Annotated in this window: 19 protein-coding genes; 4 read left to right on the top strand and 15 right to left on the bottom strand. The window is 75.3% G+C overall.

The features are described 5' to 3' along the window. Positions 1–10: 10 nt before the first annotated feature. From NLU66_RS14200 to NLU66_RS14190, 3 genes are read right to left on the bottom strand one after another with little or no spacing between them, the layout of a single operon-like run. Positions 11–583 carry a hypothetical protein gene (locus NLU66_RS14200; RefSeq protein WP_259360288.1) on the bottom strand — a complete coding sequence of 191 codons (573 nt, stop codon included), beginning with the start codon at positions 581–583 and terminating at the stop codon, positions 11–13. A gap of 19 nt (positions 584–602) precedes the next feature. Beyond that, positions 603–2,573: a M13 family metallopeptidase gene (locus tag NLU66_RS14195; protein WP_259360287.1), complete on the bottom strand. Its 1,971-nt coding sequence runs from the start codon at positions 2,571–2,573 to the stop codon at positions 603–605. A gap of 51 nt (positions 2,574–2,624) precedes the next feature. Beyond that, positions 2,625–3,467: a hypothetical protein gene (locus NLU66_RS14190; RefSeq protein WP_259360286.1), complete on the bottom strand. Its 843-nt coding sequence runs from the start codon at positions 3,465–3,467 to the stop codon at positions 2,625–2,627. 102 nt (positions 3,468–3,569) lie between these two features. Here NLU66_RS14190 and NLU66_RS14185 point away from each other — a divergent pair, with 102 nt between their 5' ends. Both NLU66_RS14185 and NLU66_RS14180 read left to right on the top strand, forming a co-directional pair. After that, a complete protein-coding gene (locus NLU66_RS14185) occupies positions 3,570–4,607 on the top strand; it encodes an ADP-ribosylglycohydrolase family protein (RefSeq protein WP_259360285.1) in 1,038 nt (345 codons plus the stop codon). Then, complete coding sequence (locus NLU66_RS14180) at positions 4,604–5,329, top strand: endonuclease/exonuclease/phosphatase family protein (RefSeq protein WP_259360284.1); 726 nt, start codon at positions 4,604–4,606, stop codon at positions 5,327–5,329. The genes NLU66_RS14185 and NLU66_RS14180 overlap by 4 nt, the downstream gene beginning before the upstream one ends. A gap of 28 nt (positions 5,330–5,357) precedes the next feature. Here NLU66_RS14180 and NLU66_RS14175 read toward each other — a convergent pair whose 3' ends face one another. Further along, positions 5,358–6,140, bottom strand: a complete 783-nt coding sequence (locus NLU66_RS14175; RefSeq protein ID WP_259360283.1) for a PIG-L family deacetylase — start codon at positions 6,138–6,140, stop codon at positions 5,358–5,360. Beyond that, positions 6,137–7,375, bottom strand: coding sequence for a glycosyltransferase (locus NLU66_RS14170; RefSeq protein WP_259360282.1), 1,239 nt, complete (start codon positions 7,373–7,375; stop codon positions 6,137–6,139). The genes NLU66_RS14175 and NLU66_RS14170 overlap by 4 nt, the downstream gene beginning before the upstream one ends. Positions 7,376–7,644: 269 nt before the next feature. On the opposite strand from NLU66_RS14170, the gene NLU66_RS14165 reads away from it, so the two are divergent. Continuing rightward, entirely contained in the window at positions 7,645–8,244 is a 600-nt protein-coding gene (locus NLU66_RS14165; RefSeq protein WP_259360281.1) for a class I SAM-dependent methyltransferase, read from the top strand. On the opposite strand, the gene NLU66_RS14160 is transcribed toward NLU66_RS14165, so the two are convergent. Further along, a complete protein-coding gene (locus tag NLU66_RS14160) occupies positions 8,216–9,331 on the bottom strand; it encodes an FAD-dependent monooxygenase (protein ID WP_259360280.1) in 1,116 nt (371 codons plus the stop codon). The genes NLU66_RS14165 and NLU66_RS14160 overlap by 29 nt on opposite strands. An 84-nt stretch (positions 9,332–9,415) precedes the next feature. On the opposite strand from NLU66_RS14160, the gene NLU66_RS14155 reads away from it, so the two are divergent. After that, positions 9,416–10,228: a MerR family transcriptional regulator gene (locus tag NLU66_RS14155; RefSeq protein ID WP_259360279.1), complete on the top strand. Its 813-nt coding sequence runs from the start codon at positions 9,416–9,418 to the stop codon at positions 10,226–10,228. A gap of 32 nt (positions 10,229–10,260) precedes the next feature. Here NLU66_RS14155 and NLU66_RS14150 read toward each other — a convergent pair whose 3' ends face one another. The 9 genes from NLU66_RS14150 to NLU66_RS14110 all read right to left on the bottom strand — a co-directional run bounded on the left by NLU66_RS14150 (position 10,261) and on the right by NLU66_RS14110 (position 16,587). Next, entirely contained in the window at positions 10,261–10,674 is a 414-nt protein-coding gene (locus NLU66_RS14150) for an SRPBCC family protein (RefSeq protein ID WP_259360278.1), read from the bottom strand. A gap of 10 nt (positions 10,675–10,684) precedes the next feature. Next, positions 10,685–11,035, bottom strand: coding sequence for a hypothetical protein (locus NLU66_RS14145; RefSeq protein ID WP_259360277.1), 351 nt, complete (start codon positions 11,033–11,035; stop codon positions 10,685–10,687). A gap of 233 nt (positions 11,036–11,268) precedes the next feature. Beyond that, on the bottom strand, positions 11,269–12,135 hold the full coding sequence (locus tag NLU66_RS14140) for a spermidine synthase (protein WP_259360276.1): 867 nt from the start codon (positions 12,133–12,135) through the stop codon (positions 11,269–11,271). After that, positions 12,135–13,169 carry an NAD(P)H-dependent flavin oxidoreductase gene (locus tag NLU66_RS14135; RefSeq protein WP_259360275.1) on the bottom strand — a complete coding sequence of 345 codons (1,035 nt, stop codon included), beginning with the start codon at positions 13,167–13,169 and terminating at the stop codon, positions 12,135–12,137. The genes NLU66_RS14140 and NLU66_RS14135 overlap by 1 nt, the downstream gene beginning before the upstream one ends. An 85-nt stretch (positions 13,170–13,254) precedes the next feature. Further along, a complete protein-coding gene (locus NLU66_RS14130; protein ID WP_259360274.1) occupies positions 13,255–13,428 on the bottom strand; it encodes a hypothetical protein in 174 nt (57 codons plus the stop codon). A 125-nt stretch (positions 13,429–13,553) separates the two neighbouring features. Further along, entirely contained in the window at positions 13,554–14,321 is a 768-nt protein-coding gene (locus NLU66_RS14125) for an ABC transporter permease (RefSeq protein ID WP_259360273.1), read from the bottom strand. Then, complete coding sequence (locus NLU66_RS14120) at positions 14,318–15,145, bottom strand: ABC transporter ATP-binding protein (protein WP_259360272.1); 828 nt, start codon at positions 15,143–15,145, stop codon at positions 14,318–14,320. Before NLU66_RS14120 ends, NLU66_RS14125 begins: the two co-directional genes overlap by 4 nt. A gap of 26 nt (positions 15,146–15,171) precedes the next feature. Continuing rightward, positions 15,172–16,014, bottom strand: coding sequence for a DUF4097 family beta strand repeat-containing protein (locus tag NLU66_RS14115; protein ID WP_259360271.1), 843 nt, complete (start codon positions 16,012–16,014; stop codon positions 15,172–15,174). Positions 16,015–16,077: 63 nt separating this feature from the next. After that, a complete protein-coding gene (locus tag NLU66_RS14110; RefSeq protein ID WP_259360270.1) occupies positions 16,078–16,587 on the bottom strand; it encodes a histidine kinase in 510 nt (169 codons plus the stop codon). Positions 16,588–16,663 lie beyond the last annotated feature (76 nt).

The raw sequence follows: 16,663 nt of genomic DNA, 5'->3' as shown, positions 1-16,663 counted from the left end.
GCGCGCCAGTCTACCGTCGCGCGCGGATCGCCTGGTCGATCGCCTCCGCGGTGGACCGCGGGTCCACGGGGGAGAGGAGGTAGTGCGTGCCGCCGCGGCCGATGATCTCGACCTGGGTGCCCGGCCGGGTCACGAGCAGCCGGTAGGTGGCCTGCGGGTCCGGGAGCGTGTGGGTGCGGCGCGAGCCGACGGCGGTGAGCTGCTCGGACGTCGGGGTGAGGACCCGGCCGCGCCGCCAGCCGTAGCCGCCCACGGTGACGCCCACCACCGAGCTCTCCAGCTCGCGCAGCTGCACGGTGCGGAAGTCCTCGACGGGCCAGGTGGCCTGCGGCCAGAACCCGCCGAGGCTCACGGTCACGCCGCGACCGTCGACCAGGACGCGCGTCGCATGGTGCGACCACGTCCACACGGCGAGCAGCGCGAAGAGCACGGCGACGGCGACCAGCAGCGGGACCGGGACGCCGCCGCGGGCGAGCGACAGCAGCACGAGCACCACCCCCGAGGCGGCGGTCAGGCCGATCCGGGTCCAGCCCACGGCCGACGGCCGGGTCGAGTCGGTGTACGACGGCGCCTCGGGCCTCATGCCCGCCCCGCGTGCGCGCTCACCAGATGCGGACGCGCTCGGCGGGCGCCCGGTACATGCCGTCGCCCTCGCGCACGTCGAACGCCTCGTGGAAGGCGTCGAGATGGCTCACCACCGTGTTGCAGCGGAACTCCATCGGCGCATGGGGGTCGATCGCGAGGCGGCGGATCGCCTCCTGCGGCCGGGTCAGGCCCCGCCACACGGTCGCCCAGGACCAGAACACGCGCTGCAGGCCGGTGAGACCGTCGAGCTCGGGGGAGTCCTCGCCCGCGGTCGCGAGGTAGGCCTTCACCGCGATCGTGAGGCCGCCCAGGTCGCCGATGTTTTCGCCGACCGTGAGGGCGCCGTTGACGTGGTGGGCGTCGTCGAGGTCCCGGGGCGAGAGCGCCGAGTACTGCTCGATGAGGGCCGCGGTGCGCTCGTCGAAGGCGGCGCGGTCCTCCTCGGTCCACCAGGTGACGAGGTTGCCGTGGCCGTCGAACTTCGAGCCCTGGTCGTCGAAGCCGTGGCCGATCTCGTGGCCGATCACGGCGCCGATCCCGCCGAAGTTCACGGCGTCGTCGGCCTCCGCGTCGAAGAACGGGGGCTGCAGGATCGCGGCGGGGAAGACGATCTCGTTGCGGCCGGGGTTGTAGTAGGCGTTGACCGTCTGCGGGGTCATGTGCCACTCGGTCTCGTCGACCTCGCCGCCCACCTTCGCGTACTCGAACTCCGCGTCGAAGCGGCGCGAGGCGCGCACGGTCGCGACGAGGTCGCCCTCGACGATCTCGAGGCCCTCGTAGTCCCGCCAGGTCTCCGGGTAGCCGATCTTCGGCACGAACAGGGAGAGCTTCTCGAGCGCCTTCGCGCGCGTCTCCTCGGTCATCCAGTCCAGGCCCTCGATCGAGACGCGGTACGCCTCGAGCAGCGCCGCGACCAGACGCTCCATGTGCGCCTTGTGCTCCGGCGGGAAGTGGCGGGAGACGTACTCGCGCCCCACCTCGAAGCCGACGGCGCCCTCGACGAAGCCGACGCCGCGCTTCCAGCGCTCGCGCAGCTCCTCCGCGCCGGAGAGCACGGTGCCGAAGAAGGCGAAGTTCGCGTCGACGAGCGCCGCGGGGAGATAGGGGGCATAGGCGGAGACGGTGTGCACGGACATCCAGGCGCGCAGCACCGCGAGGTCCTCGGCCGCGAGCAGCTCCGCGGCCGCGGAGACGAACTCGGGCTGTCCCACGGAGACCACGTCGAAGGTCCCCGCGGGGGCGCCGGTCCCCTCGACGAAGGCGTCCCACGGGAAGGCGGGGGCGAGCTCCGCGCGCTGCGCGGCGGTCATCGGGTTGTCGGACTTCTCGCGGTCGCGCACGCGGACGACGTCGACGTGGCACGCGGCGAGGCGCGTCTCGAGATCCATGACGGCCGCGGCGAGCGCCTCGGCGTCGCCCTCCGGGAGGCCGGGGCGGCCGGGGAGGCCGGCGAGGCGCGCGAGCTCGGCGAGGTGCGCGACGTAGGCCTCGCGGATCGCCGCGTAGGACTCCTCGCGGTAGTAGGACTCGTCCGGCAGGCCCAGACCGCCCTGGTGGATCTTCACCTGGTAGCGGCTGGAGTCGTGGTCGTCGGTCCACACGTAGGCGAGGACGGCGGAGGTGCCCGAGTCCGGGGAGGCCATGAGCCGCACGAGGTCCTCGAGGGAGGCCGCCTCGCCGATCCCGCCCAGCAGCGGCTCGAGCGGCGCGGTGCCCGCCGCCTCGATCGCCTCGGTGTCCATGAACATGCGGTACAGGCGGCCGATCCGTCCCGGCTCCTCCGCGCCCGCGGCGTCCTCGACGATCTCGCGGACCTGCTCCTCGGAGAGGTCGCGCAGGGCGTGGAAGGCGCCGTCGGTCGAGCGGTCGGCGGGGATCGTGTGCTCGCGCAGCCACGTGCCGTTGACGTGGCCGAAGAGGTCGTCCTGGATCCTCACCGCCTCGTCCCGGGTGCTGAGGTCGAGGCCGGAGGGGCGGGGTGTCGTCATGAGGGCGACCTTTCTGACGGTCAGCGGGCGAGGACGGTGGTCGGGCGAGGGTCAGGCGGTGGCGAGGCCGAGGACGGCGAGCAGCACGGTGAGCACGCCCACGCCGAGCGGCACGTACGCCCAGGCCGAGCCGGCGCGCTCCGCCGGCGGGCGGCGCTGGAGCACGAGGGTCGAGAGGCCCGAGCCGATCGAGAGCACGGCCGTGCCGATCACGAGCACGGGGGAGAGGATGACGAGCACCGTCGCCCCCACCTGGAAGCACGCGGTGCCGATGACGTCGAGCAGGCGCATGACCACCGTGGAGCGGGCGCCCACCCGATGGTGCAGGAGCGTCGCCACGGCGTCCTCCGCCCACTGCGAGGGGCTCGCGATCCGGCGCCGGGTGGAGACGGTCTGCGCGGTGGCCAGCACGAGCCACACGATCGCGGCGCCCGCACCGATCCACACGCCGAGCTCTCCGCGCAGCTCCCCGGGCCACAGCAGCAGGCCCAGCAGCACGGCGGCCACGCGCAGGAGCTCCTCGACCGCGCTGCGCACGGCGAGCAGCCCCGGGTTCACGGCCAGCTGGCGGCGCGTGCGGCTCACGAACAGGCTCGTCACCACGAGGGAGAGCAGGTGCGCGGCGCCGAGCCCGAGGCCCAGCACGAGCGGCAGCGGGGTCGAGGGTGCCATCGGCAGGATCGCGAGCAGCAGGACGACGATCACGACGGGGATCAGCAGCGCGACGATCGAGAGCCCGCGCACGAGGTCCCGGACGAGGTCCGCGCCCGTCGGCGGATGGTCGTGGTCGGAGTGGTCGTGCGGGTCGTGGGCGGTGTGCGGATCCTGCGGCGTCGCGGCGCAGGAGTCGGCGGTGCCCTCCACGCGGGGGGAGGTCCCCGGGGTCTCGGTCATGGAGCTCCTTCTGGTCCCCACCAGGGTACCGGGATCAGGGTGGCCCCGATCCGATGTGCGACGATGCCCCCTGTGACGTCGGACGGCAGGAAGGTCGAGGGCATGGGGCTGACGCCTGCGCAGAGGCAGCGAGCGCTCGGTGCCGTGGTCGCCGCGGCGACGGGGGACGCCCTCGGCGCGCCCTACGAGTTCCAGGCGCCGGTGGCCGCCTCCGACGACGTCGACATGGTGGGCGGCGGCATCCTCGACTGGCAGCCCGGCGAGTGGACCGACGACACCTCGATGGCGATCGTGGTGCTCGAGGCGGCGGCGACGTCCCCGGGTCTGCACGACCTCCGCGTCGACTCCGCGCAGGACCAGATCGCCCGCGAGTGGTACTCGTGGTCCCTCGGCACCCCGGACATCGGCACCCTCACCTCCTCCGTCATGCGCCGCGCCGCGGACAACGCCCGTGAGGACGGTCACTTCGCGCCGCGCGCCGCGGACCTCCGCCGCGCCGCGGAGGCCGCCCACGAGGCGACGCCCCGCAACGCCGGCAACGGCTCGCTCATGCGCACCCACGCCGCCGTGCTCCCGTACCTCCTCACCTCCGAGGACGACGCCGTCTCCGGCATCGAGGCCGTGTGCACGCTCACCCACGTCCACCCCGACACGGTCGAGGCCTGCATGCTCTGGGGCCTCGCCGTGCGCCATGCGGTGCTGACCGGGGAGATCGACGTGCGGCGCGGCCTCGAGCGGCTCGACGAGGACCGTCGCGCCCTGTGGAGCAGCCGCATCGACGAGGCGGAGGGCGCCGCGCCGGAGGACTTCCGGCGCAACGGCTGGGTCGTCCACGCCTTCCAGGCGGCGCTCGCCGCCGTCCACGGCGCCGGCCCGATCCCCGAGGACCGCTTCGCCCGCCGCGACATGCTGCGCCGCGTGCTCGACGCCGCGGCGCGCGCCGGCTACGACACCGACACCGTCGCGTGCATCGCGGGCGCCCTCGCCGGCGCCGCCCTCGGCGTGAAGTCCGTGCCGCCCGAGTGGCGGCGCATGCTCTTCGGCTGGCCCGGCTACGAGCTCGACGAGCTGGTCAGCCTCACCGACCGCGTGATCGGTCCGGTCGGGAGCGCCGGCGAGGGGCGGGAGCGGTCCGCATGAGCGGCGCCGGCTGGGACCTGCGGATCCTCTCCTGGAACCTGTGGGAGCTGCGCGGCGACCTCCCCGCGATCATCGACACCGTCGAGGACCTCGCCCCGGACGTCCTGCTCGTCCAGGAGGCGCCGCGCTTCGTGCTGCCGCGCGCACGGCTCGGCTGGCTGTCCCGGCGGCTGGACCGGCGCGTGCTCGTGGGCGGCGGGGTCCGCGGCCGCGGCCTCGCCGTGCTCGCGACCGACGCGGTCGCCGCGCAGGTGGTCCGTCGCGGTGCGCACGGGGTCTCCCAGAGGGTCTCGGACCTGAACTCGACCTACCCGCGGGGCGTCGCCGCGGTGCGGCTCTCCGTCCCGGCGGGGGACGGCCGCTCCGTCGTCGTCGCCGCGACGCACCTCGCGCTGCAGGAGGGCAACCGTCGTGCCCATGCCGAGCACCTCGCCGCGCTCGTGCGCCGCGCCGGGTCCCCGGTGATCCTCGGTGGGGACCTCAACGAGACGGCCGACGGCACCGCCCGCACGCTGCTCGCGCCGCTGTGCGACGATCCCGCCGACCAGGGCGAGTGGACCTTCCCGGCGCGACGGCCGCAGCGCCGGATCGACGCGGTCCTCGCCTCGCCGGGGGTGCGGGTCCGGGCGGCGCGGTCGGTGCACGCCACGGAGCGGGTGAGCCGGGAGCGCCTGGCCGGGGCCTCCGACCACCTGCCGACCCTGCTCGACGTCACCCTCTGAGCGTCGCCGCCCCGACCCTGCCCCGGGCTCAGGAGCGCGCGACGTGTGCCGAGGTGCGGAGCCCGGCGGCGAAGGGCACGAGCTGGTCCTGGCCGCCCACGTGGCGCACGAGCACCCCCGCGTCGTCGGCGGAGACGACCGTGAGCTGGGTGCGGTAGCAGCGCAGCGCCGCCGTCACCGCCGCGGCGGTGCCCGGCAGCTCCCGCACCGCGCCGTGCTCGGAGATCTCGAGCATCGGGACGGAGCTCTCCGCGCTCGCCGCGCGCGCCAGGTGGTGGGTGCGCACGTGGTCGGGATGGCCGTAGGTGCCCTCGTCGTCGTAGCTGACGATCACGTCCGGTCCGGTGGCGGCGATCAGCGCGAGGAGGTCCGCGACCTCCGTCTCGAGGGGCCGACGGGTGAGGCTGTCCTCCCCGGCGGTGTCCGAGGGGCCGGCGAGCCCCTCGCGGATCCACTGCATGCCCGAGTCGCGATAGCGGCGAGGGCCGGCGCCCGCGGCGAGGGCCGGCGCCGTCCCCAGGAGGTGCCGGGCCGCGAGGCCGAGCGCGCGCGACGCACCGTCGATCTCCGCGGAGCGGACCTCGTCGAGCGGGCGGTCGTCGTCCTCCGCGATCGCGCCGGGGACCACCTCGCCCTCCTCGCCGCGGGTCGCGGTGACGAGCTCGACGTGCACGCCGCGCGCGGTGAGATCCGCGACGAGCGGGCCGGTGGAGAGGGTCTCGTCGTCCGGATGGGCGTGGACGACGAGCACCCGGCGGGCGCCGTCGAGCAGCGCCCACGGGTCCTGCGGGTCCTGAGGGGAGGGGGTCATCGCCGGGCCTCCGTGCGCGTGAGCTGCTCGCGGTACAGCGCGGCGAGCGCCTCGCCGGAGGCCTCCCAGGTGCGGGTCGTCGCGAACTCGCGGGAGGCGGCGACGGCCTCCGCGAAGCGTGCAGGATCGCCGAGCATCGCCTCCACGGCCTCCGCCCACACGTCAGGGTCACGGCTGCCGAGCACCACGCCTCCCGGCCCCACCGCCTCCTTCACGCCGCCCGCGCAGCGCCAGGCCACGACGGGGGTGCCGCTCGCCTGTGCCTCGAGCGCGACGAGGCCGAAGGTCTCCGACCAGCTCGTCAGCAGCAGCACGCCGGCCCCGCGCATGGCCGCGGCGAGCTGCTCCCGGCCCATCGATCCGGCGAACTCCACCCGGTCCTCGACACCGAGCTCACGGGCCCGGTCGCGGAGCTGCTGGAGGTACGGGGCGAAGTCCTGGGAGACGCCGCCGGCGAGCACGAGCCGGGCCCCGATCTCCGGGTCGAGGTGGGCGAGCACCTCGAGGGCCAGATCGGGGGCCTTGAGCGGCTGCAGGCGCGCGGTGAACAGGAGCGTGGGGCGCTGCCGGCGCTCCTCGGGATCCTCCGGCGAGGGGCGGAAGCGCTCGACGTCCACCCCGGGGCGGACGATCGCGATGCGCTCCCCGGGCACGCCGTAGCGCTCGGCGACGGTGCGCGCCTCCGCCTCGGAGACCGCGACCACGAGGTCGGAGCCCTCCGCGACGGCCGCCTCGCCGGGGATCCGGCCGGGCGACTCCGCGGGCTCGCCCGCGTCGAGCGAGCCGGAGCCCTCCGGGGCCGCGACCGAGTGGAAGGACTGCAGGTGCGGGATCCCGAGCTCGCGCGCCACCGGCAGGGCGGCGACGCCGCTGAACCAGTGGTGGGAGTGGACGAGGTCCACGTCGAGCGCGGCGAGGAGAGCGCCGAGGTGCTCGCGGAACGGGTCGATGGCCTGCTCCATCGCGCTCTTCGCGAGCGTCGCGGGCGGGCCCGCGTCGAGGTGGTGCAGGCGCACCCCGGGGGCGACGTCGACCACGTCCGGGGCGTCCGGCGCGGCGCGGCGCGTGATGAGCTCGACGGTGTGGCCCGCCCGGGCGAGGGCGAGGGACAGCTCGAGCACCACGACGTTCATGCCGCCGGCGTCGTCCCCGCCCGGGTCCTCGAGCGGGGAGGTGTGCAGCGAGATCGCGGCGATCCTCAGGGGAGCGCCGCTTCGCGAGGTGGTCTCCGGCATGGGAGCCATCCTAGGCGGGAGCAGGCTCGGCGCCGCGCTGGCCCGCGGCCCCGGCCCGCGCGGAGGGCCGCTCCCGGTGCGCTCCGGGGCGGCGTGCGGCGACCGCGGCGTCCGCCGCATCCGCGTCTCCGGTCCGATGCCCCGAACCCATACTCCCCGGGGGTCCCGTCTATTCCCGGCCGCCACCCGTGTTCGCCCGTGACGAAAACGGGCGCGGCCTGGGTCACGAGAAGTTGAACACGCATCGACAAGGGTCCAGAGTCGTGGGCATGGACACAGCCCAGACGGTGGATTGGGGAGCGCTGAACGCGAGCGCCGCCGGGCGACCCGCGCGCCGCCTGGTGGACCGGGCGATCACCGCCGCCGGGGGCGCGCGCCGCCCCGGCACCGTGCTGGACATCGGCGCCGGCGCCGGCGCCGACTCCCTCCAGTTCGCCCGCCGCGGCTGGACCGTGCACGCCTACGACGCGGACGACACCCTCGCCGCGCGGCTCGTCGAGAACCAGCGGATGAGCGGCACCGTGCGCTTCCACCACACCGACGTCACCTCGGTGCTCGAGTTCCCGCCCGCGCGGATCGTCTACTCGACCTACACGCTCTCCCTGCTCGGCGAGGAGGGCCTCGCCCGGACCTGGCCCCGCCTGGTCTCCGCGCTGCCCCGCGGCGGCGTGATGGCCGTCGACGTCATCGGCCGGAACGACTCGTGGGTCGGGCGGGACGACATCGCCGCCCTCGACGCCCCGCAGATCGACGCGATGTTCCGCGGCTTCCAGGTCCTGGACCGCTCGATCCGCGACGAGGACGGCCGCTTCCAGGCGGACAAGAAGCACTGGCACGTCATCACGACGCTCGCGCGGAAGACCGCCTGACCCCCGTCACGGTCCCCAGCGCGCCGAGCGCCCCGTCGCGGAGCCGTGCAGGCGCGCCGCCCGCCATCGCCGTGCGCGCCATGAGGGACGAGCCGAGCCGCCACGCCTGACCGGCGGGCCCTCGGCGTCGCGCGTGCGCGCGCAGGGCCGCGGCGACGTCGGCCCCACCGCCCTCCCGCCCGCTCCCGTCCCGGTGCCCGACGGCGCCGAGGCGCTCCGCGAGGTCCAGGGCGTCGACGAGCGCCGTGTTCGCCCCGTGGCCCAGGTTCGGCGCCATCGCATGCGCCGCGTCGCCGATCAGCACCACCGGTCCCCGCACAGGGCTGCGCAGCGGCGGCGCGACATGGATCCCGTGCACGAGGGTCGCCCCCGGCGTCGCCGCGTCGAGGACGGCGTCGATCCCCGGTCGGTGCCCGCCGACCATGCCGCGCAGGTGCGCGAGATCCTCCTCCCGGCTCGGCGTGCGGTGCTCCGGCAGGCACGCGAACCAGTTCGCGCGGTCCCCGGGCAGCGGCGTGATCCCGAACAGCCAGCCCCCGCCCCAGGTCTCCGAGATCTCCGGCGGGGCGATCTCCGCCGTGCCGCGGAGCACCGTCATGCCGAGCGACCGCGGGCGCTGGTCGCCGGGCCAGAACCGCCTCCGGACGGCGGAGCGGACCCCGTCGGCTCCCACGAGCAGGTCCGCTCCCGCGCGCAGCTCCTCGACCTCCTCGATCCGGGCCGTCCGACGCTCGACCGCGTCCGGGAGCGTGTCGCGGAGGATCCGCACGAGATCGCTGCGCGGCACCAGCAGCGTGTCCCCGGCGGGGACGCGGGCGAGCACACGACCCTCCCGGCCCACGAGCACGCCCTCCCGGGGCCGGGCGGAGCGGGCGGTGACCGCCTCGAGCAGTCCGAGCCGGTCGAGCGCCCGCCGGGCCGGCCCGAACAGCCCGAGCGAGGTCCCCACCTCCGGGACCGAGAAGGACTCGTCGATCAGCTCCACCCGATGGCCGCGAGCGGCGAGGGCATGGGCGGCGGCGAGGCCCGCGACCCCGGCGCCGAGGACACGGGCGTGCAGGGCGGGGGTCGAGGCGTCGACTCTCATGCCGGCGAGCCTAGGGGAGGGCGACGGGGGACGGGGAGGGAAGGGGCTTGACCCTCACGCGACGGGAGGGTGTTCGCTGGGGTCATGACACAGGACGAGGACCTCACCGTGGGCCGCACCGCCGAGCTGGTGGGCGTCAGCGTGCGCACGCTCCACCACTTCGACGAGATCGGCCTGGTGGTCCCGGGAGGGCGCAGCCCCGCGGGCTACCGCCTCTACGGCGCGGGCGACATCGCCCGGCTCCAGCAGGTGCTCGTCTACCGCGAGATCGGGATCCCGCTCGCCCGGATCGCCCCGCTCCTGGACGACCCGGACGCGGACCCGCTCGCGCACCTGCGCCGGCAGCGCACGCTCCTCGCGGAGCGCATCACCCACCTCACCGCCACGGCCCGCACCGTGGACGCCATGATCGAGAGGATCACCCCCATGGACGAGAGCACCGCCCTCCCCGCCCTCGACGCCGAGCAGCAGGCCCGACTCTTCGGCCCCGCCTGGGACCCCGAGTGGATGCAGGAGGCCCAGGACCGCTGGGGCGGCACCCCCGCCGCGACGGAGACCGCCGAGCGCTCCCGCCGCCGCAGCACGGCCGAATGGGAGGAGCTCGCCGCCGCGACCGATCAGCTGCACCGGGACCTCGCCGCCGCCATGACGGCCGGGGTGCGCCCCGGTGACGACGAGGCGTCCGCGCTCGCCGCCCGGCACCGTGACTGGATCGGCGTGCACTACCCCTGCGGCCACGGCCGGCAGGTGATCCTCGCCCGGATGTACACGGAGGATCCCCGGTTCACCGCGACCTACGACGCCCACGCGCCCGGCCTCGCCGCCTGGCTCCGCGAGGTCATCGAGGAGGACGCCCGCGCCCACGGCGTGGACCCGGACACCGCCTCCTGGGACTGACCGAGCGCCGGCCGGCGGGGACGAGCCGCGGCTCAGCGCTCCTCGAGCAGGCCCTTCAGGGTCGCGAGGTCCGCGCTGACCGCGGCCTCGTCGGCCGCGAGCTCGTCCTCGCCCATCGTGCCGCGGCGCAGGGTGAAGACCACCTCGCTGCGGTCCTCGCCCAGCGGCAGCACGCGCATCGGGTTCAGCGTGGACTCGCCGCTCTCGAGGGTGACGGTGTGGTCGAGCACCCCGTACGGGTTCTCCGGCGCGAAGCTCACGAGCACCCTGCCCATCGGGGAGCTCATCGACCACTGCTCGATCTCCCGCTGCGGGTCGCTGCCCGCGAGGCCCGCGGCCCAGCGCGGCAGGTTCCGCGGATCGGCGGCGAAGGCGTAGACGTCCTTCCAGGGACGCTCCACGACCACGCTGAGGTGCCGGCTGTCGCTGCTGCTCGTCGCGCTCATGCGATCGACGCTAGCAGGCCCGGTGCACGGGGACCCCGGCGCCGCCCGTGGTGCCGGCCGCGGCGCCGTCGAGGGCGCGGAGCACCGCGCGCACGAGCGCCGCGGTGCCGCGCGGCTCCTGCACCATCGCCCCCTCGCCCGCGGGGGAGACGACCACCCAGCGGGCGCGGCCCCGGCACGGCAGGCGGCCGATCTCCACGTGACGCCCGCCCGTGAGCGGGATCGTCAGCGCGCCGCTCGGCCCGCGGGAGATGCGTGCGGCGAGCGCCGGGCGCGCCTCCAGGAGGCCCTCCAGGATCCGGTCGCGCTCGACCTCGGCAGGGCTGCGACCGGAGGACCGGTCGAGGATCGTCGGGGACATCGGCTGCCTCCTTCCGTGGCGTGATGCTCACGCTAGGGAAGGGGGCCGACGGACGAGCGACTTCCGCGGGCGGGGCGCAGGTCTCCCTGTCCTTCCTTCTCTCCTCCCCCCCGGCCGATGAACGGCGAGCAAGCGACGTCTCCTTCCACTCAGTGGAAGGAGACGTCGCTTGCGCGGGCGTCAGCGCGGCATGGCTGACTGCACCAGGGCGCCGGCACGACGGACCGCCGGGGTCAGCGGCCGTGCTTCCAGACGAAGCGGGCGGTCTCCTCCGGATCGAGCACCGCCGCGGGATGGGGGCCCGCCGCCCACCAGCGCTGCGCCTGGTCGTCGATGTCCGCCGCGGCGAGGGCGCCGCCGGCGAGGAGCACGTAGTTGCCGAAGTCGCCGCGCTCCACGAGGGCGGCCGCCGTCAGCATCCGCACGCCGGGCAGGCCGAGGGAGGCGCTCGCCGCCTCGAGCGCCGCGGCCTGGGCCGCGATGAAGTGCTGGCCCGCGTCGTCGCCGACGTTGACCAGCAGCATGCCGTCCGTCTCGAGGTGCTCGAGCGCCTCGACGTAGAACTCCTCGGCGGCGAGGTGCGGGGGAGACGCCTCGCCGGAGAAGACGTCCAGCACCACGGCGTCGAAGAGGCGGCCGGGCATCTCGCGCAGCCGGTCGCGGGCATCGCCCACCACCACCTCGAGCCGCGTGCCCTCGGGCAGCGGCAGCGCGCCGATGACGAAGCTGACGAGCTCCCGCTCGAGCTCGATCACGAGCTGCTCGGAGTCGGGCCGCGTGGCCTGCACGTACCGCACGAGGGTGAGGGCGCCGCCGCCGAGGTGGGCGATCGTGATCGGCTCGCCGCGGGGCCGCACGGTGTCCACCGCGGCGGCGATGCGGCGGAGGTACTCGTGGGCGATCCGCGAGGGGTCCTCGAGGTCCACGTGCGACTGCTCGATCCCTCCGATCCTCAGCACCCACCCCTCGTCCCAGTCGGAGCGCTCGACCACGGCGGGCAGGTCGCTCTCGGTCAGGTGCACGGTGCGCGGTCGGGCCGGGCCTCCGGGGCGGGGGAGATCGTCGTCCCGGGGGTCGGGGGCGGTGACGGTGCGCGCCATCAGAGGCCGCGGGCGAGGTCGTCGATCACGGTGCGGGCGGGGACCGCGCGTGCCGCACGGAACCCGGTGCCGGCCCAGAGGTGCACGAGCTCGGCCAGGCCGCGGCGGCTCGCCTCGGCCCGCAGGGCGCGGGTCAGGTGGTGCACGGCGGGGTAGGCGGTGGGCGCCTCGGCGTCGTGCCGCTCGAGGAACGGGGTGCGCAGCGCGCGGGCGGGCCGTCCGGTGAAGGCGCGGGTGACGGCGGTGGCGGTGAAGCGCGGGTCGGCGAGGGCCTCGCGGTGCGTCGCGGAGGTCCCGGCCTCCTCGGCGCGCAGCAGCAGGGTGCCGACGGCGACCGCCTCGGCCCCGGACTCCCGGAGCGCGGTCACGGCGGCCGTGCCGTCCACGCCGCCGGCGGCGACGATCGGGAGCGTGCTCCGTGCACGGACGGCGCGCACCACGGCCGCGGTGTCCTCCTCGCCGATCCGCCGCCCCGGGTCCCAGGTGCCGGAGTGGCCGCCCGCTCGCGGACCCTGCGCGACGAGGCCGTCGGCCCCGCGCGCCTCCGCCTCGCGGGCCTCCTCGGGCGTCGTCACGGTGACGAGCACCCGGGAGCCGGCGCGCTGCAGGGCGGCGACGTCGGCCGCCGTGGGCGGGGCGAAGGTGAAGGTCACGAGCGGGACGGGATCGTCGAGGAGCAGCGCGAGCTTCGCGGGGTAGGCGTCGTCGTCCGCGCGCGGCGCGGGGTCGAGGGTCAGGCCCAGCTGCTCCGCCTCGGGGGCGAGGCGCTCCGCATAGCGGGCGAAGGCGGCCCGGTCGAGGTCCTGTGGACCGGGCACGAAGAGGTTCACGCCGAAGGGGCGGCCGGTGGCGCGCGCCGCGGAGATCCGCTCGGCGAGGTCCTCGGGGGAGAGGTAGCCCCCGGCGACCATCGGCAGCGCGCCGGCGGAGGCGAGGGCGGCGACGAGCGCGGGGGAGCTGGGGCCGCCGGCCATCGGTGCTCCCACGAGGGGGAGGTCGACGCCGAGGGAGGGCAGCAGCGGGGTCGGGGTCATGGTCCGACGGTAGCCCTCGGGAGCCGGGATCGGCGCACCGGGAGCGCGGAGCCCCTGTCGGACGGCGACGACGTCTCCCGCCCGGTCAGAGCAGGACGACGCCGACGATCCCGGTGGTGAGGGTCGCGAGCCCGAGCAGCACGGTCCACGGCGAGAGCCGGCTCCGACGGAACGTCATCGTCGTCGAGTAGAGCGTGAGGATCGTGATGAGCAGCAGGATGAAGGCGCTCGCGAGGAGGATCAGGCCGGTGCTGCTCACGGGGACCTCCTCGGGGTGCTGGTCGCGACGGCCATGATCCCACGCCGTTCCCGGCGGCCGGGCGCGCCCGCGTGAGGGATGGGGCACTCCCCTTCCCCCATGCGAGCGGGCGGGCCGTCCGTCGATCAGCGGAGGCGGCGTCGGTAGACGGCCGCGGCGGCGATGCCGGCGAGGACGAGGATCCCGAGCAGCCAGCCGAGCGCCGTCACGATCTCCCCGCCGACGGGCTCCTGGGCGAGCAGGGCGCGCAGCGTGTCCACGATCGAGGTCACGGGCTGGTGCCGGGCGAACCAGGCCACCGGGGCCGGCATGGAGTCCGTGGGGACGAAGGCGGAGCTGATGAAGGGCAGGAAGATGAGCGGGTAGCTGAAGGCGCTCGCCCCGTCGACCGTCCTCGCTGCGAGCCCGGCGATCACCGCGATCCAGGTGAGCGTGAGGGTGAACAGGGCGAGGATGCCGATCACGGCGAGCCACGCCCCGAGGGAGGCCCCGCTGCGGAAGCCGAGCAGCAGCGCGATGCCGATCACCAGGCCGGCGGAGACGAGGTTCGCGACGAGGGAGGTGAGCACGTGCGCCCACAGGATGCTCGACCGCGCGATCGGCATCGACTGGAGCCGCTCGACCATCCCGCCCTGCATGTCCTGGAACAGCCGGTACGAGGTGTACGCGACACCGGAGGCGATCGTGATGAGCAGGATCCCCGGCAGCAGGTAGTCGACGTAGGAGCCGCCGGAGCCGGTCTCGATGGCGCCGCCGAGCACGAACACGAACAGCAGCAGGATCGCGACCGGGGTGAGGGCGGTGGTGATGATGGTGTCGGGGCTGCGGAGGATGTGCCGCAGGGAGCGCGCGGTGAGCACCCGGGTATCGCTGATCATGTGCGCGGTGGTCATCGGAGGTCCTCGTTCGTCCGCTGGGTGGTGGGCTCGCCGACGAGGGTGAGGAACACGTCCTCGAGGGAGGGGCGCTTCTCGACGTGCTCGATCTCGGCGGGCGGGAGCAGCCGGCGGAGGTCCTCGAGGGTGCCGTGCTGGATGATCCGGCCCCCGTGCAGGACGGCGATGGAGTCGGCGAGCCGCTCGGCCTCCTCGAGGTGCTGCGTGGTCAGCAGGACGGTGGTGCCGGCCGCGGCGAGGGCGCTGATCGTCCTCCAGGTCTCGAGGCGGGAGGTGGGGTCGAGCCCGGTCGTCGGCTCGTCGAGGACGATGATCGGCGGGTCGCCGACGAGGCTCATGGCGATGTCGAGGCGGCGTCGCATGCCGCCCGAGTAGGTCGCCGCGGGCCGGCGCCCCGCCTCGGTCAGGGAGAAGCGCTCGAGGAGCTCGTCGGCGACGCGACCGGGCCTGCTCAGATGGCGGAGCCGGGCGACCAGGACCAGGTTCTCGCGGCCGGTGAGGACGCCGTCGACCGCGGCGAACTGGCCGGTGAGGCTCAGTGCTCCGCGCACGGCGGCGGGATCGGAGCCCAGGTCGTGCCCGTCGACGAGGGCGGTGCCGGCGTCGGGCGTGATCAGGGTGGACAGGATCCGCACGAGCGTCGTCTTGCCGGCCCCGTTGGAGCCGAGCAGCGCGAGGACGGTGCCGCGCGGGATGTCGAGGTCGACCCCGCGCAGCACGGCGAGGTCGCCGAAGGACTTCTCGATGCCGCGGATCCGCAGGGCAGGCTCGGCCGCGGGCGGGCGAGCAGGGGTGGTGGCGGTCGCCGGTGCGGGACTCATGTCGTGTCTCCTTCGGATGGGCAGGGTCAGGGGCGGCGCACGAGCACGTCGCCGAAGCGGGTCACGGCCCGGATGCGGGCGGTGGGCCAGCCCTCGAGGGGGCCGTCGGCGGGGGTGAGGAGGTTCCGGGCGGTCCCGTGCTCGGTCGCGAGGTCGAGATGGGCGGCGGTGCCCTCGGGGACCCCCACCTCGATCGACCCGAAGGACGTCGTGAGGGACGCGCTGCCGGCGTCGATCCGGTCCACGCGCAGGCTCCCGTGCGCGGTCCGCGCCGTGAGGTCGCCGTGGAGGGTGCCGACGGTGAGGTCGGCGTGGGCCCCGGTGATCTCGAGGGTCCCCTCGACCCGGTCGACGATGGTGGTGCCGTTCGCGGCGCGGACGCCGCCCTCGCCCCTGAGCGCGCCGATGCGCACGGAGCCGGCGCCCACCTCGACGTTCACGTCGCCCTCGATGCGGTCGACCACGGCGGAGCCGGCGCTCACCGTCAGGGCGAGGCGCGTGACCTCGGCGAGACGGGCGTCGCCGCTCGCGAGCGTCGCGTCGACGGCGCCGAGGGTGCCCTCGGTGAGCAGGGACCCGGCCCTGCCGCGCACGGAGGATCCGGTGGGGAGCTCGACCGTGACCTGTGCCGTGCCGGCGGAGAACGGCCGCACGTACTGCTTCCATGCGCCGGGGGAGGTGACGGTGAGGGTGTCGTCACGGTGCTCGACCCGGATCTCCTCGGCGGCGCGGACGCTGCCGCTGCGGTCGGGGTCCGAGGGGAGCACCGTCACGACGGCGTCCTCGCGGTCGGAGGCGATGAGGTGGACGACGGCGGTGGGGACGTCGAGGACGAGGTCGAGCGGGGCGGTGGCGGCGAAGGTGGGCATGGGGTGCTCCAGGGGTGGTGTCGTCGTGGTGTCGTGCGTGGGGCCGTGTGCCGGGAGGTGGGCTCAGCTCACCCAGCCGGTGATGCGCCGGCCGTGCGTCGCGGGCGGGGTCGGTGCGCCGACGGGCTGCTCGAGCGCGGCGGCCACCGCGCGGACGAGCCAGGTGTTCACGGAGACGCCGTCGCGGGCGGCGGCGGCCTCGGTCCGGGACTTGAGGTGGTCGGGCAGGCGCAGGGTGGTGCGGGAGGTGGCGCCGCCCTCGGGCTCCGCCGCCGGAGCGCTGTGCTCGGGGGCGGGAGGCGTGCTGGTCGTGGCCTCGGAGGGGGCCTCCGGGCCGGGCGTGATGACGAGCTCGGGGCTGCCGCCGCGCAGGCGCACGTCGACGGCGGTCGGGGCGAGCCGGGTCGAGATCTCCGCGGTCGCGTCGGAGAGCGCCTCGAGCAGCATCAGGCGGGCGGCGGCGTCGAGGGCGGGGGTGAGCCGGTCGGCGAGCGCGGACGCCTCCTCGCCGCCCGCGGCGGCCGCGGCGGTGAGCTGGTGCTGGAGGTGGTCGACGTAGCGGGAGAGGTCCATGGCGTCATGGTGACACCATTCGTGGTGTCACGCAAGGGGGCGTTCCCCTCGTCGTCGCGCAAGGGTCGAGATGTGC

This window comes from Brachybacterium sp. NBEC-018, from assembly GCF_024860185.1.
Classification (GTDB): domain Bacteria; phylum Actinomycetota; class Actinomycetes; order Actinomycetales; family Dermabacteraceae; genus Brachybacterium; species Brachybacterium rhamnosum.
The sequence above is the reverse complement of the archived record's forward strand: the minus strand, read 5'-3'. Positions and strand labels throughout refer to the sequence as shown.

Coding starts and splice junctions, on each gene's coding strand:
- NLU66_RS14140 (WP_259360276.1), bottom strand. CDS start 12,135: ATGGCGCGCACCGTCACCGCCCCCGACCCCCGGGACGACGATCTCCCC.
- NLU66_RS14110 (WP_259360270.1), bottom strand. CDS start 16,587: ATGGACCTCTCCCGCTACGTCGACCACCTCCAGCACCAGCTCACCGCC.
- NLU66_RS14160 (WP_259360280.1), bottom strand. CDS start 9,331: ATGAGAGTCGACGCCTCGACCCCCGCCCTGCACGCCCGTGTCCTCGGC.
- NLU66_RS14150 (WP_259360278.1), bottom strand. CDS start 10,674: ATGAGCGCGACGAGCAGCAGCGACAGCCGGCACCTCAGCGTGGTCGTG.
- NLU66_RS14125 (WP_259360273.1), bottom strand. CDS start 14,321: ATGACCACCGCGCACATGATCAGCGATACCCGGGTGCTCACCGCGCGC.
- NLU66_RS14120 (WP_259360272.1), bottom strand. CDS start 15,145: ATGAGTCCCGCACCGGCGACCGCCACCACCCCTGCTCGCCCGCCCGCG.
- NLU66_RS14200 (WP_259360288.1), bottom strand. CDS start 583: ATGAGGCCCGAGGCGCCGTCGTACACCGACTCGACCCGGCCGTCGGCC.
- NLU66_RS14170 (WP_259360282.1), bottom strand. CDS start 7,375: ATGCCGGAGACCACCTCGCGAAGCGGCGCTCCCCTGAGGATCGCCGCG.
- NLU66_RS14115 (WP_259360271.1), bottom strand. CDS start 16,014: ATGCCCACCTTCGCCGCCACCGCCCCGCTCGACCTCGTCCTCGACGTC.
- NLU66_RS14185 (WP_259360285.1), top strand. CDS start 3,570: ATGGGGCTGACGCCTGCGCAGAGGCAGCGAGCGCTCGGTGCCGTGGTC.
- NLU66_RS14135 (WP_259360275.1), bottom strand. CDS start 13,169: ATGACCCCGACCCCGCTGCTGCCCTCCCTCGGCGTCGACCTCCCCCTC.
- NLU66_RS14195 (WP_259360287.1), bottom strand. CDS start 2,573: ATGACGACACCCCGCCCCTCCGGCCTCGACCTCAGCACCCGGGACGAG.
- NLU66_RS14155 (WP_259360279.1), top strand. CDS start 9,416: ATGACACAGGACGAGGACCTCACCGTGGGCCGCACCGCCGAGCTGGTG.
- NLU66_RS14165 (WP_259360281.1), top strand. CDS start 7,645: ATGGACACAGCCCAGACGGTGGATTGGGGAGCGCTGAACGCGAGCGCC.
- NLU66_RS14180 (WP_259360284.1), top strand. CDS start 4,604: ATGAGCGGCGCCGGCTGGGACCTGCGGATCCTCTCCTGGAACCTGTGG.
- NLU66_RS14175 (WP_259360283.1), bottom strand. CDS start 6,140: ATGACCCCCTCCCCTCAGGACCCGCAGGACCCGTGGGCGCTGCTCGAC.
- NLU66_RS14145 (WP_259360277.1), bottom strand. CDS start 11,035: ATGTCCCCGACGATCCTCGACCGGTCCTCCGGTCGCAGCCCTGCCGAG.
- NLU66_RS14190 (WP_259360286.1), bottom strand. CDS start 3,467: ATGACCGAGACCCCGGGGACCTCCCCCCGCGTGGAGGGCACCGCCGAC.